Here is a 13342-nt window from a genome sequence, read left to right on the forward strand (position 1 = left end):
GAATTGCGCTTTACTTGAAAACTAAGCAAATAAAAAAGCCTCAACTTTCGTTGAGGCTTTGTGGTGATCCCGCTGGGATTCGAACCCAGGACCCATACATTAAAAGTGTATTGCTCTACCAGCTGAGCTACAGAATCAATTACTTTGCAACCAAAACTTGCCTGGTTGGCTAATGGTGGCACAAAAGTAGCCGACCAGTTTCTACGCTCCAAACGTTTTGCTGAAAAAGCCTCTTCTTTTTTTTCTGATTTCGCTCTGGCTCTCTCAACCCACTACGGCCCAGAAAGTTAGTTCGGCACTCGCCCGCGCCGACTCTGCCTTCGATGCCGGAGCCTATCAGCTAGCCTATCGGCAATATCGAGGACTGCTGCGGCAGGAAGCCGTAGCCTCGCCCCGCCTGCTCGTACGCATGGCGTACGTACAAGAGGGATTAGGGCATTATCCGGCGGCACTCTATTACCTAAACATGGCGCTGGCTCGGCAACCCCGCCTCGCCACCTGGCACAAAATGGCGGAATTAGCCCGCGACCAACGCCTAGCGGGGTACCCCGAAACCTGGCGGCAAGACTTGCAGCTTACTTTCCGACGCTACTACTATTGGGGGTTGCAAGGACTGCTACTTGGGGCTGTAGTGGGCGGCACCTTGCTACTGGTGCGCCGACGGCAGCTAACGCGCGGCTGGTGGGTAGCCTATGGCTCTTATCTGGTGCTTACGGCGGTGTATCTCAACCTGCTAGGTACTGAGCGCGCTGCTTTGGTGGTGCGGCCACGAGCCGCTGTTATGGCTGGTCCTAGTGCCGGGTCGGCATGGCTCACCACGGCAGCTGCCGGCGACCGGCTAGTTGTGCAAGGCCAGCAAGACGCCTGGTACCAGGTCCAGTGGCAGGGCCAGGAAGCCTATATCCGCACTGACGATTTGCTGCTGGTAAAGTAATGATGGCCTAGTGAAGTGATGCGTCTGGTGTTCAGCTTGCGCGAATTGTGCAGCTAGACACCAACTCACCACTTCACAATTTCGCCTTTTTACAGCTCTCCTTTTTCCTCTTTGCGGAAATGGCTGAGCACTAACTTATCGGTCAGGCCGGGGAGCCATTTGTTGAGGAAGACCGTGAGTTTACCTTGGCTGGTGAGCACCAAGTCGCGGCGGCGGTGACGGACGGCGGCCAGGATGTGCCCGGCCACTTCTTCGCTGCTCATCATCTTCTGCTCGTCGCGTGGCGACTCACCCTGGGCCGAGCCGTCGGCGGCTAAGGCAACCTGGCGAATGTTGGAAGCTGTGAAACCAGGGCAGGCTAGCAGCACGTGTACGCCCTGGGGTAGCAGTTCGGTGCGCAAGGCTTCCAAGAAGCCGTGCATGGCAAACTTAGAAGCCGAGTAACCGGTGCGCCCAGGCAAGCCCCGGTAACCGGCAATGCTGCTCACCCCTACCACTGAGCCCTTGCTGGCCAGCAAGTGGGGCAGCGCAAACTTGGTGGTGTATACCGTACCAAAGAAGTTGGTTTGCATCAATCGGCGGATAACCTCAAGGTCTACGTCCTGAAAACGGGCGCGCATACTGATACCGGCATTGTTGAGCAGCACATCCAGCTGGCCGAAAGCCTGAATGGTTTCGGCTACAGCGCGCTCGGAATCGGCCTCCACTCCTACGTCGGCGCGCACGGTGTGGTGCGTGATTCCGAGCTTGGTTAGCTCGCGGGCGGTATCCTGAAGGCGTGCTTCGTCGCGGCCCGTAATAACGACGCGGGCCCCCGCCTGCCCAAAAGCCACGGCGCAGGCCCGGCCGATGCCGGACGTACCACCAGTGATAAGAACTACTTTGTTTTTCATGCCTAGCTAAATGCGTAACCTGCCTGAACGCAGGCGCGGCAAAACTACTTATTTCAAGGCAAGTGGTTGGTATTTGGTACTAATTCACCTATTTCTTTCACCCTTAGAGGTTATCTACCTAAAGGGGTGTTAACCCTGCGAAAGAACCTGCACTTTGTCGGGGCATAGTGCCTACATTTAGAGCTTGTTTGGCTACCTCTCCTACCTTATTCTATGCCCCTAATTTTACGTGCGCAGCGCCCACCGGCATCCTTCTGGTTCGGCGCTTTATTACTTAGCTTATACATATTGCCGCTGGCTGCATGGGCCCAATCACAGTGCCCGCCGGCTACCAGTGCTTGCACGCCAGGCTCAGCTCCGGCTTCGGGCTACGCCTTCGGGATGGGTATTCTGAACGTGACGCTAGGCTCAATCAACAATACCACGCCGGGCGTGCAAGATGGGTACCGCGACTACGCTTGTACTGTTGGGGCTTCCCTGACGGTAGGCCAGAGTTACCCCATTAGCATCAGCACGAACACGGGAGTTAATGAAACAGTCCGCGTCTGGCTGGATGTCAACAACGATGGCACGCTCAATCCAACCTCGGAGCTGATTTTCTCTTCCAACGCCAAAAAACTGCACACTGGCACCATCTCCTTGCCCGCCAACACGGTGCTTGGCACCCGGCTCCGGCTGCGCGTTGCTGCCGATTGGGAAAACTCGCCGATACCTACTCCGTGCTCCACTCCCCAGTATTCGCAAACCGAAGACTACGCCATAACGGCCGTAACGAACACGGCGGCGCCCGTAGCGGAGTTTGTAGCCGACCAAACCCTGACTTGTTCGGGCTGCGTGCAGTTCACCGACCAATCACAGAACGCCCCTTCTAGCTGGCTCTGGAACTTCGGCGACAATACCACCAGCACCCTGCAAAACCCCAACCACTGCTATACCACGCCCGGCACCTACACCGTAACGCTAACGGCCACCAATGCCACTGGCTCCAATGTGCGCACCCGCACGAGCTACATCGAGTACAACAGCACAGTGCCGGTAGCAGCCACATGCACGCCCACCACCACGGCCTACTGCTGCGACTATGGCATCACGCGCTTTGCACTCGGTACGCTCGTGAAAACCTCGCTGAACGGACAAGCTAGCTACGAGAATTTCACTTGCAGCAGCCGAGTACAGCTCACCGAAGGCATGGCCATTCCAATCAGCATCACCACCGGCGGCACCACCCCGCATGATACCCGCGTGTGGCTGGATTTAAACAATGACGGGGCTTTTGCAGCTGGAGAACTGCTGTACACCGCCTTGAACCGCGCCAGCCCTTCGGGCACGTTGAGTGTTCCAGGCTCGGCCGTGAAAAACGTGCCGCTGCGCCTGCGGGTGCTGGCCGATTTTGTGGGCGGAGCCAGTGGGCCCTGCGCCAACCCGCAACTCGGCCAGGTGGAAGACTACACCGTGACGGTGCTGCCGAATACCAATCCTCCTGTAGCGGCCTTTACCTCGAATTACGTGTTAGGAAACTGCCAAAATCCGGTGCAGTTCACCGACCAAAGCAACAACGCCCCTACCAGTTGGCTCTGGAACTTCGGGGATGGCAGCACCAGTACGCAGCAGAATCCTTCGCATATCTACTCGACGGCAGGGGTGTTCAACGTCACCCTAACGGCAACCAATGCCTTTGGCAATAACGTGGTGACGCGCAACGGCTACGTGGTCTTCATGCAGCCCTGCGTATCGTACTGCACGGCCACGAGCACAACCGCCAATATCTGGCTGACCAACGTAGCCGTCCGCCGCGGCGCCGCCACCGACCTCGACAATACCTCGGCGGCTTCGGCCAACGGCTTCGGCAATTACATCGACCAAGTAGTGAACCTGTACCCGGGGCAGAGCACTACGCTTAGCTTGACCGTGAATGCCAACTTCTTCCAGCACGTACTATGGGCCTGGATCGACTGGAACCGCAACGGCACCTACGAGACGTCGGAGCTGGTAATGAACGGGGTGACTTCCGCCTCTGTGTTCACAGCGCCCCTCGTTGTTCCGGCCGCGGCGAGCAGTGCAGGATTTACGCGGATGCGGGTGATGGTGCGACTCAACAACCAGCCTACGCCTACCGCCTGCCAGATCAATCAGAACAACTCGGAAACCGAAGAATATTCGGTGCAAGTAAACCAAGTGCTAGCTACAGTTGAGGCGCGGACACTGCCGGCGCTGACCATCTCTCCGAACCCCACCACCGATGGGCAATTGCGCCTGCGCCTCCCCGACCCTGCCGCGGCTGGCACCTATGCCGTGCGCATAGCCAACGCAGTGGGTGCCCAGGTGATGCAGACTTCGGTGAAACTAGGCCCCAATCAGGAAGCTACGCTCAACCTTTCCGGGCTGCCTCGCGGCCTGTACATCGTGCGCCTGCAAAACGCCGAAGGGAAAATGGCCGCGCGCCGCATTCAGGTTGGCTACTAATTGCGGGCTGCTCACTTACCTATTGAATTTGCTGTCGAGTTAGTTACTGGCCGTTGATCGGTCGCTAATCAGTAGTAATCAATCCTAAACTTGCTATATGGCTAAACCTATACTCCGCGCCTTATTCCTGCTGCTCCTGCTCATGGGGCTGCGTTCAGGTTCGGCGGTAGCTTCTCACCTGTTGGGGGGCGAAATGACCTACCAGTACCTCGATGCCAATGGCCCGCAGGGAACCCAGTTTCGCTATCGGGTCACGGTATTCATTTACTTGAACTCGGAATGCTCGGTTCCGGGAGTGCCTTCCCAGACGGTGTCGAACGTACCAGATGGGCGCTGCAACATTTTTCTGAACCTTTACAACAAAACCACGGGCCAGCGCATCAACAGCGGCGAAGGCTCCAATAGCTTTGCCTGCGCGCAGGTAGTGTGCGGCGGCGCTACGCAGTTCGACCAGCAGCCAGCCGGTACGTTTCGGCTGCCGCGAATTTCCAATCCGAGCATCACGCCGCCGCAACCCGGTGGGTGTAGCATTCCGGCAGGCACACTGCCCTCGGTGCGGCTGGCTCGCTACGAGGCCATCATCAACCTGCCCGTGTCGCTGGCCGGATACTACGCGGTGTACACCGACGGCACGCGCAACTTCAACATTGACAACCTCACCAACCCCAGCGGCCAGAACCAAACCCTGTATGTGGACATGGCCCCGCCGCTGCTGCCCAACTCGTCGCCTACTTTCTCGGATACGGCTGTAGTGGTTATCTGCCAGGGCGACACCAGCATCTTGGTCAACAACGCCGTTGACCCGGATGGTGACCGGCTGATTTATTCGTTTAGCACGCCCTACAACGACGTTCAAAACAACTTCCCAGCCACAACATTTACTCCGCCCCCGCCTAGCGTCTTGTACGCGCCCGGCTACTCGGCCACGAATCCTTTCGGTACGGCTCCCGGCAATTATGCCTTCCTGAATGCCAGCAACGGCATCAGCCGCTACGCCACCTCCCGGGTGGGGCGCTTTGTGGTGGCGGTAGAAGTGAAAGAGTACCGCTCTATCAATGGCAATGAAGTGTTGATTGGCTCCACGCGCCGCGAGATTCAGTTGGTGTCCCGAACGTGTCAGCCCAATAATTCGCCGCAGTTCACGCCGTCCACCGTTGCTACCCGCACGTTCACTATTCAGGAAGGCCAATCCCTGAGCTTCAACCTAGCCGCTACCGACTCCGATGGCAACCCAATCAACCTGAGGGCTAACAGCGTACTGCTCGATGGGATGGGGCCGTTCAACGCCACCTTCGGGGGTAGTCAGGGAACGGTGTTACCAGGCGCCCCTACGGGCAGTGCTACTGTGCAGGGCCCCAGTGGCAGCGTCAATAGCCAGTTCGTGTTCAACAGCCAGTGCGGCAACGCCCGCAGCACGCCCTACGATGTGGTAGTAACCGCTACCGACGTAGCCTGCGGTGCCAAGACGGTGGCCGAAGTGTTTCAGATTCTGGTAACGAAAGCGGCTGGCCCAACAAGCATCACCGGTGAAACCGTTATCTGCGACCGAAACACTCCGCGGTCCTACACAGTAGCTGGTCCTACTGCTAGCTCGTACCGCTGGACCGTGCAAGGTGGTACTATTCAAGGCTCTACTACTGGCAGTACCGTGCAGGTGTTGTGGAACGGCACCGGCGCGGGCCGCGTGACTGTGCGCGGCGTATCAGCGCTCAACTGCCCCACCGATTCGGTGTCGCGCACGATTGATGTACGGCCCATTGGTGCGTTGACTGTCACGCCCGCTAGTCCTAGCATTTGCCAGGGCGCTTCTACCACCCTTACTGCCTCCGGCGGCACCAACTACACCTGGACCAGCAGCACGGGTCAAACCTTCACGGGAACCAGCATCACCGTAACGCCTGCCGTTACTACCACCTACACCGTGGCAACTACCGATGGAAGCTGCACTGCCTCGCGGACGGTAACCGTGACGGTAACCCCTCAGGCCGTTGCCAATGCCGGGGCCGATGCTACGGTGTGTTCGGGAGTAGCTACCACGCTTGGCACGGCAGCCCTGACAGGCTACACCTACCAGTGGAGCCCCGCTACCGGCCTGAGCAGTGCCACCGCCGCGCAGCCAACCCTGACCTTCACCAACACCGGCACTACAACTCAATCGCTGAGATATGTGCTAACAGCCACCACTGCCTCTGGCTGCCTAGCCCGCGACACCGTGACGGTGCTAGTTACCCCCGCGGCCGTAGCGCAAGCAGGAACTGACCAAACATTTTGCTCGGGTGGCACCGCTACTTTGGGCAACGCCGCTAGTGCCGTGGCAGGCAGCACATACGCCTGGAGCCCAGCCACCGGGTTGAGTTCTGCGAGTGGCGTTACTACCACTGTTTCGCTAACCAACACCACAGCGGCGCCTATTGTCAGCCAGTATGTTCTGACCGTAACAACCAGCAACGGCTGCGTAAACCGTGACACGGTGCGGGTTACGGTGAACCCTGCGGCCGTTGCCAATGCGGGCACTGACCGGGCCGTGTGCTCGGGCATAGCCACTACGCTCGGCACGTCGGGTCTTACTGGCTACACCTATCAATGGAGCCCCGCTACGGGTTTAAGCAGCGCCACCGCCGCCACGCCAACCCTGACGCTCACCAACACCGGTCCCACGCCGCAAGTTTTGACGTACACCGTAACAGCAACCACGGCGCAGGGCTGCACTACTACCAGCACGGTGCGCATTACCGTGAATCCTGCCGCGGTTGCCAATGCCGGGGCCGACCGAACGGTTTGCTCAGGCGTAGCTACCACGCTTGGCGCAGCAGCCCTAACCGGCTACACGTACGCTTGGAGCCCAGCCACCGGGCTGAGCAGCGCTACTGATGCTAACCCCACCCTGACCTTGCCGAACATCGGTGCCACACCACAGGTGCTGAGCTACATCGTGACGGCCACGACCGGCAACGGCTGCGTGGCCCGGGACACCGTGCGGATTACCGTCAACCCCGCTGCCGTAGCTAATGCCGGTGCCGACCGCGCCCTATGCTCCGGCGACCAAACGACCCTGGGCTCGGCATCTCTAGCGGGCTACACCTATGGCTGGAGTCCGGCTACTGGCTTGAGTAGTGCCACCGCTGCCCAACCTGTTTTCTCGCAAACCAACACGGGCACCACACCGCAGATTCTTACCTACACCCTCACGGCCACTACCGCCCAAGGATGCGTGAGTACCAGCACAGTACGCGTAACCGTCAACCCCGCAGCCGTAGCCAATGCCGGCGCCGATGCTGCCGTTTGCGACGGGAAACGTACGACCTTGGGCACTACCGCCCTGACGGGTTATACCTACCAGTGGAGCCCGGCCACTAACCTGAGCAGCGCTACGGCTGCTCAGCCCACCTTCACTAGGGTGAATAGTACCCAAAACCCGCTTACCCTCACGTATGTGGTGACGGCCACGACGGCTCAGAATTGCGTCGGCCGCGACACAGTGCGCATCACAGTGAACCCGCGCCCCCTGCCCGACAGTATTCAGGGTTCTGCTTCGGTGTGCCCCACAATCCAAGGCGTGGCGTACTCCATTCGCAATGCGCGGGGCACTGGCTATCAATGGTTGGTGACGGGCGGCACTATTGCTAGCGGCCAGGGCACAGCGGCTATTACCGTGAACTGGGGTACGGCCTCAACCATGGCTAGCGTGAAGGCCTTCCGCTTGAACTCGCTCGGCTGCTCTTCAGATACAATTACGTTCCCGGTGCGCGTCAATCAACAGCTCATCACCGAGCGGCCAACCGGCCCGTTGAATGTGTGTTTAGCTGATGGGCCGTTCACGTATCAAACTTTGCTCACGAACGGCTCCACCTACGGCTGGCAGATTGTGGGAGGCACTCAGGTAAGCACCAACCAGAATACAGTTCAGGTGACCTTCACGCGCCCCGGTATTGCCAAGCTCGTCGTGACGGAATCCAGCAACCCGGCTGGGGGTCGCTGCTTGGGCCAGAGCGATACGCTGTATGTTACGGTGCGGCCTTCCCCGGCCGCTAACCTAGCTATCAGCGGGCCTACGCAGGCGTGCGCCGCAGGTGGCAACCTGACCTTCTCCTTGCCCGGCGCAACCACTTCCAACTACCAATTCCAGCTAAACAACGCTACCATTGCCAGCGCCGGCAATACGGTCACGTTGCCAACGCCGGCGGTAGGTTCTTACACGCTTACGGTTCGCGAAACCAACGCCAGCCTCTGTGCCGGCCCGCTCTACACCAAAACCTTCACGGTAGTGCCCGCCCTCGCCATCAATGGTCCGGCCAGTTACTGCCCCGAAGCACGCACCGGCCTTAGCTACACCGTAGGCTCTGGCCTGCCCGGCGCTATCTATCAATGGACCGTAACGGGTGGCACCATCGTCAGCGGCCAGAATTCGGCTACTATCCGGGTTGACTTCCCCGCGGGAGCCACCCCGGCCACTATCCAAGTAACCGAGACAACCAGCAATGGCTGCGCTGCCACGCTTACCGTGCGTCCTGATAATTCCAGCACCAACTTGGTGGTAGCGTCAGTCGAGCCGCAGGATGACCGCCGGGTTACACTTACGCTCAACGTGCCCAACAATACCGGTAACACCAACCGCCTGAACATCATGCGTCGGCCGGCGGGCAGCACCAGCGCCTTTGTGGCGGTGGGCAACGCGGCCACTACTGCCACTAGCTTCACCGATGCGGGCGTGGATACCGATGCCAGCGCTTACGAGTATCGCCTGGAGCTAACCAATGCTTGCGGCACCCTACTCAGCAGCACGCAGCATACCACCATTCGCGCTGTGGCTACCGCCGTAGAAGGTGGGGCTGGCCGGGACGAGGGTAAAGTGACCGTAACGTGGAGTCCGTACGTGGGCTTTGCGGTGCGGGAATACCAGATTTTCCGGCGCGTCAGCAACGGCACCGAGGAACTAGTGCAAACTGTAGCCGCCACCGCTTCTAGCATCACGCTCACAACCGGCAGTGCCGGCTTCGACCAGTGCTTCCGGGTCCAGGCCCTAAGTGCCACTACTAGTTCGCTGGTTTCATCTTCCAACTCGGCCTGCGTGGAGTTTGCCAACGACCTGGTATTCTACAACGTGGTGACGCCTAACGGCGACGGCCTCAACGACCAGTTTATTGTGAAGAACGTGGAGCTCTACAGCGGCACTACCCTGACTGTGTTCAACCGCTGGGGCAAGGAGATATACAAGACCAACAACTACCGCAACACCTTCGACGGCGCCAACTCACCAGCGGGCGTGTACTACTACCAGCTTCAATTGGCGGGTGGCCGGTCGTACAAAGGGTGGTTTGAAGTGGTGAAGTAAACCACCGGGGTAGCCGGTTTTGCGGCCAACACAACTCGTATTTAGTTTCTACTAGCTTGAAAAAGGCGCTTCCAGTGAAGCGCCTTTTTTAGTATCTGGCCTTGTGGTAAAACAGTTATTAACTCGCGTTACTAGTACGCGCATGAACTCCTGCAGCAACGAGCTGTTAGCCAAGCAGGTGGCCGAATTCAGCAGTGCTGGTTTATGCCACCCGACAAAATCCGTGAAATCCCAGAAATCCGGCTCAATCCGTGATTACCTTTGCCGCGTGAATAAAGCCGCTAAAAACATTCCCGCGCAGGCCTTGCGCGAAGTTGAAATTCAAGACATGGTCGCCGAGGGCAAATGCCTCGTGCGTATTGAAAACCTCGTGGTATTTGTGTCGCAGGTAGCCCCCGGCGACGTGGTCGACCTGCGCATTACCCGCAGCAAAAAGAGCTTCTTGGAAGCCGTACCCACGCACTTCCATAAATACTCGGAACGGCGCGTGCAGCCGTTTTGCGAGCATTTTGGCACTTGCGGCGGTTGCAAATGGCAGCACATCGGCTACGATACCCAGCTCCAGTACAAGCACCAGCAGGTGGCCGACACGCTTCAGCGCATCGGCAAAGTAGCTCTGCCCGAAATCCAGCCTATCCTGCCCTCACCTTCTCAAACCTACTACCGCAACAAGCTGGAGTACACCTTCAGCTTTATGGGTTGGCTAACTGAGGAGCAAATCAAAGACGAAACCACTCAGTACGACCGGCGCGTGCTCGGCTTCCACACGCCCGCCCGCTTCGACAAGATTCTGGACGTCAACCATTGCTGGCTGCAACCCGACCCTAGCAACCAAATCCGGCTAGCCGTACGCGACTATGCACGCGAAAACATGCTGCGCTTCGGCAACATCATCAAGCAAACCGGTTTGTTGCGCAACCTCATCATTCGCACGGCCAACACCGGCGACATCATGGTGATTTTGCAGTGCTACCGTCAGCACCAAGCCATCGAGCCGCTGCTGGACTATCTGTACGAACGGTTTCCACAAATCACCTCCCTCAACTACGTCCTCAACGACAAAGGCAACGAAACCTTCCACGATCTGGAGGTGGTGTGCTACAAAGGTGAGCCGTACATCCACGAGGAAATGGAAGGTCTGCGTTTCCGAGTCGGCCCGAAGTCCTTTTACCAAACCAATTCCGAAGGCGCCTACAATCTCTATAAGGTGGCCCGCGACTTTGCCCAGCTCACCGGCAACGAACTGGTGTATGACCTCTACACCGGCGCCGGCACCATTGCCAACTTTGTGGCCCGGCAGGCCCGGCACGTAGTAGGCGTCGAGTATGTGGAGCAAGCTGTGGCCGATGCCCGCATCAACTCGGAAATCAACGGCGTGACCAACACCGAGTTTTACGCTGGCGACATGAAAGACGTGCTCAACGCCGATTTCATTGCCCAGCACGGCCGCCCCGACGTGGTCATCACCGACCCGCCACGCGCCGGCATGCACGAAGATGTAGTGCGCCGCCTGCTGGAAATGCGTGCCCCCCGCATCGTATACGTCAGCTGCAACCCCGCCACCCAGGCCCGCGACCTAGAGCTACTCGACGAAGCCTACAAGGTGACGCGCGTGCAGCCCGTAGACATGTTCCCCCACACCCACCACGTAGAGAATGTGGTGGCGCTGGAGTTGAGATGAAGAGCTATAGAATAAAGGCTGGTGATTTCAAGCAGCTCATTGCTCCTATGGGCGCTTGTATAGCTACTGACAAAATCACTGTTGATGGTCTACCGGTGCACTTCATGTATCGAGAGAAACCTCTTAATGAAACCGATAGTGGCTGGCAATTCTTTTCTGGAACCGAGACCCAAGCTTATGTTGACGATTCTAGCAACTCTGCTTTCTATGCAGTTAACACCATCGCTAACTATGATCCAGCTATCATTCCTTATTTGAATTACCCTGTCGGATCCGAGTTAGAACGCGTAGAAGGCTCTAATGAGTTTATCATAATAAGCTAGAACAACCTAGATTGAACATGGATTACGCCAACGACCCCGAACTGAATGGCAAATACCTCGGCACCATCACCAAGGATTTCGCCACCGTTTCCGATACGCTACAAGAAGCTTCCGCGCAGATTCGGAAGCGGGATATTTCCAAGTACCCCATTTTCGTGTTTGCCCGCCAAGAAGTACCGCTCGGCGGCTTGCTTATCAACGCCGACGAACTGAATCTGGAGTGGCACGTTTTCGCCTCGTACTTGGAGCTATTTGTGCAGCAAGGCATAGTAGGCACTGATGGTATTGAAGCCTTCCAACAGACTTATAAAGAGCCCAACGAATACTGCTGTCTCTTCGTGCTAGACGAGGAATTTACCAACTTCGTGTACATCCCCTATCCAGAGGACTAAATCACGGATTTTGTAGGCGACTGATTAGTTTGCTTCGAGATGAAAGAAAAAGGCTTGCCACATGGCAAGCCTTTTTCTTTCGACTTTTCACGAAAGCCGTGCTTATAGGTAGCTATTGAAAGTGGTTGAACCCTTGCGCCCGAAGTGGCACGGGCTGACCGGACTTAGTAATAAGGTTGGCTCCTTCGCTCTTCTCTACCATGTGGCCGATGATGGTGATATCGGGGTGGTTTTTGAGGAGGGCGTGGGCGGCGAGCGGAACGGTGAAAAGCAATTCGTAATCTTCGCCCCCGTTGAGCATGCACATGATGGGGTCCAGGTTAAACTCCTCAGCTACCTCCAGCGTGGGATTAGCAATAGGCAGGTTTTCCGAGAATATCCGGGCTCCAATGCCGCTGGCTTGGCAGAGGTGCAGCACCTCCGAAGCCAACCCGTCGGAAATGTCAATCATGCTGGTCGGCTCTATGCCCAAGTCGCGCAGCTCGTGGATGACGTCCATGCGGGCTTCGGGGCGCAGCTGGCGCTGGAGCACATAGGGATATTTACTGAGTTCGGGTTGGGTTTCGGGGTCGGCTTGCCAGGCTTGTTTCTCACGCTCTAGCACTTGCAACCCGAGGTAAGCACCGCCAAGGTCCCCGGTTACGCAAATCAGGTCGTTGGGGCTGGCTCCGCTCCGGCGCACTGCCTTGCCAGCAGCTACGTGCCCTATCGCCGTGATGCTGATGGTGAGGCCACCACGGCTGGCAGTGGTGTCGCCGCCCACGATGTCTACATCGTAGGCCTCGCAGGCCAAGCGCATACCATCGTAGAGTTCCTGCACCGCTTCCACCGAGAACCGAGCCCCGATACTTACTGCTACTACAATTTGGGTAGGCGTAGCATTCATGGCGGCCACATCCGATACGTTGACGGCCACTGCCTTGTAGCCCAGATGCTTGAGCGGGCAAAAAGTAAGGTCGAAGTGCACCCCCTCCACCAACATATCGGTGCTCACTACAAGGTCATGACCAGCCGGTGGGGCCAAAATGGCGGCATCGTCGCCAATGCCGAGTTTGGTACTTGCCTGGCGGAGCGTGATGGTATCTTGGATGCGGCGGATAAGGCCAAATTCTCCTACACTATCGAGAGGTGTGATGTCACTCATAAACCCAATGGTTGGCGCTGATTAAACTGATTCCGTTGATTCGAGCCCTACCTTTAGGCACAGCCGACGCGGACGGGCCGCAAAGGTAGGCAAGCGCTAGTAAGAGCGCTCAGCTGGTTGGCAGAGAAACAACTTTTGTGCGCAATTCCTCCCTAACTGCTAGCAACAATGGGCAGCCTC

At 57.8% G+C, this 13342-nt stretch carries 8 protein-coding genes and 1 tRNA gene; 6 read left to right on the forward strand and 3 right to left on the reverse strand.

Features of this window, described 5'->3' with window-relative positions; genetic code table 11:
- Positions 1 to 61 precede the first annotated feature (61 nt).
- Positions 62 to 137: transfer RNA gene (locus P1X16_RS12150), tRNA-Lys, on the reverse strand.
- Positions 138 to 217: 80 nt separating this feature from the next.
- On the opposite strand from P1X16_RS12150, the gene P1X16_RS12155 reads away from it, so the two are divergent.
- Complete coding sequence (locus P1X16_RS12155) at positions 218 to 934, forward strand: SH3 domain-containing protein (protein WP_277229154.1); 717 nt, start codon at positions 218 to 220, stop codon at positions 932 to 934.
- Between the two features lie 89 nt (positions 935 to 1023).
- On the opposite strand, the gene P1X16_RS12160 is transcribed toward P1X16_RS12155, so the two are convergent.
- Positions 1024 to 1827: an SDR family oxidoreductase gene (locus P1X16_RS12160; RefSeq protein WP_277229155.1), complete on the reverse strand. Its 804-nt coding sequence runs from the start codon at positions 1825 to 1827 to the stop codon at positions 1024 to 1026.
- A gap of 213 nt (positions 1828 to 2040) precedes the next feature.
- On the opposite strand from P1X16_RS12160, the gene P1X16_RS12165 reads away from it, so the two are divergent.
- From P1X16_RS12165 to P1X16_RS12185, 5 genes are all read left to right on the forward strand, one after another.
- The gene (locus P1X16_RS12165; RefSeq protein ID WP_277229156.1) at positions 2041 to 4290 is read left to right on the forward strand and encodes a GEVED domain-containing protein; all 2250 of its coding nucleotides are present in this window, start codon (positions 2041 to 2043) and stop codon (positions 4288 to 4290) included.
- Between the two features lie 97 nt (positions 4291 to 4387).
- Positions 4388 to 9622, forward strand: coding sequence for a gliding motility-associated C-terminal domain-containing protein (locus tag P1X16_RS12170; protein WP_277229157.1), 5235 nt, complete (start codon positions 4388 to 4390; stop codon positions 9620 to 9622).
- 268 nt (positions 9623 to 9890) lie between these two features.
- Positions 9891 to 11303 carry a 23S rRNA (uracil(1939)-C(5))-methyltransferase RlmD gene (rlmD, locus tag P1X16_RS12175; protein WP_277229158.1) on the forward strand — a complete coding sequence of 471 codons (1413 nt, stop codon included), beginning with the start codon at positions 9891 to 9893 and terminating at the stop codon, positions 11301 to 11303.
- 47 nt (positions 11304 to 11350) lie between these two features.
- Positions 11351 to 11626: a DUF2185 domain-containing protein gene (locus tag P1X16_RS12180; protein WP_277229556.1), complete on the forward strand. Its 276-nt coding sequence runs from the start codon at positions 11351 to 11353 to the stop codon at positions 11624 to 11626.
- Positions 11627 to 11643: 17 nt separating this feature from the next.
- Positions 11644 to 12018 (forward strand): hypothetical protein, encoded by a 375-nt coding sequence (locus P1X16_RS12185; protein WP_277229159.1) that lies wholly within the window; start codon positions 11644 to 11646, stop codon positions 12016 to 12018.
- 112 nt (positions 12019 to 12130) lie between these two features.
- Here the strand turns inward: P1X16_RS12185 and thiL are convergent, their stop codons facing one another.
- Entirely contained in the window at positions 12131 to 13162 is a 1032-nt protein-coding gene (gene thiL / locus P1X16_RS12190) for a thiamine-phosphate kinase (RefSeq protein ID WP_277229160.1), read from the reverse strand.
- Between the last annotated feature and the right edge of the window lie 180 nt (positions 13163 to 13342).

Source organism: Hymenobacter sp. YC55 (genome assembly GCF_029433095.1).
In the GTDB taxonomy this organism is placed as follows: Bacteria; Bacteroidota; Bacteroidia; order Cytophagales; family Hymenobacteraceae; genus Hymenobacter.

Excerpts from the sequence above, each read along its gene's own strand:
- thiL (WP_277229160.1), bottom strand. The coding sequence starts at position 13,162 with ATGAGTGACATCACACCTCTCGATAGTGTAGGAGAATTTGGCCTTATC.
- P1X16_RS12185 (WP_277229159.1), top strand. The coding sequence starts at position 11,644 with ATGGATTACGCCAACGACCCCGAACTGAATGGCAAATACCTCGGCACC.
- P1X16_RS12160 (WP_277229155.1), bottom strand. The coding sequence starts at position 1,827 with ATGAAAAACAAAGTAGTTCTTATCACTGGTGGTACGTCCGGCATCGGC.
- P1X16_RS12170 (WP_277229157.1), top strand. The coding sequence starts at position 4,388 with ATGGCTAAACCTATACTCCGCGCCTTATTCCTGCTGCTCCTGCTCATG.
- P1X16_RS12165 (WP_277229156.1), top strand. The coding sequence starts at position 2,041 with ATGCCCCTAATTTTACGTGCGCAGCGCCCACCGGCATCCTTCTGGTTC.
- P1X16_RS12180 (WP_277229556.1), top strand. The coding sequence starts at position 11,351 with ATGGGCGCTTGTATAGCTACTGACAAAATCACTGTTGATGGTCTACCG.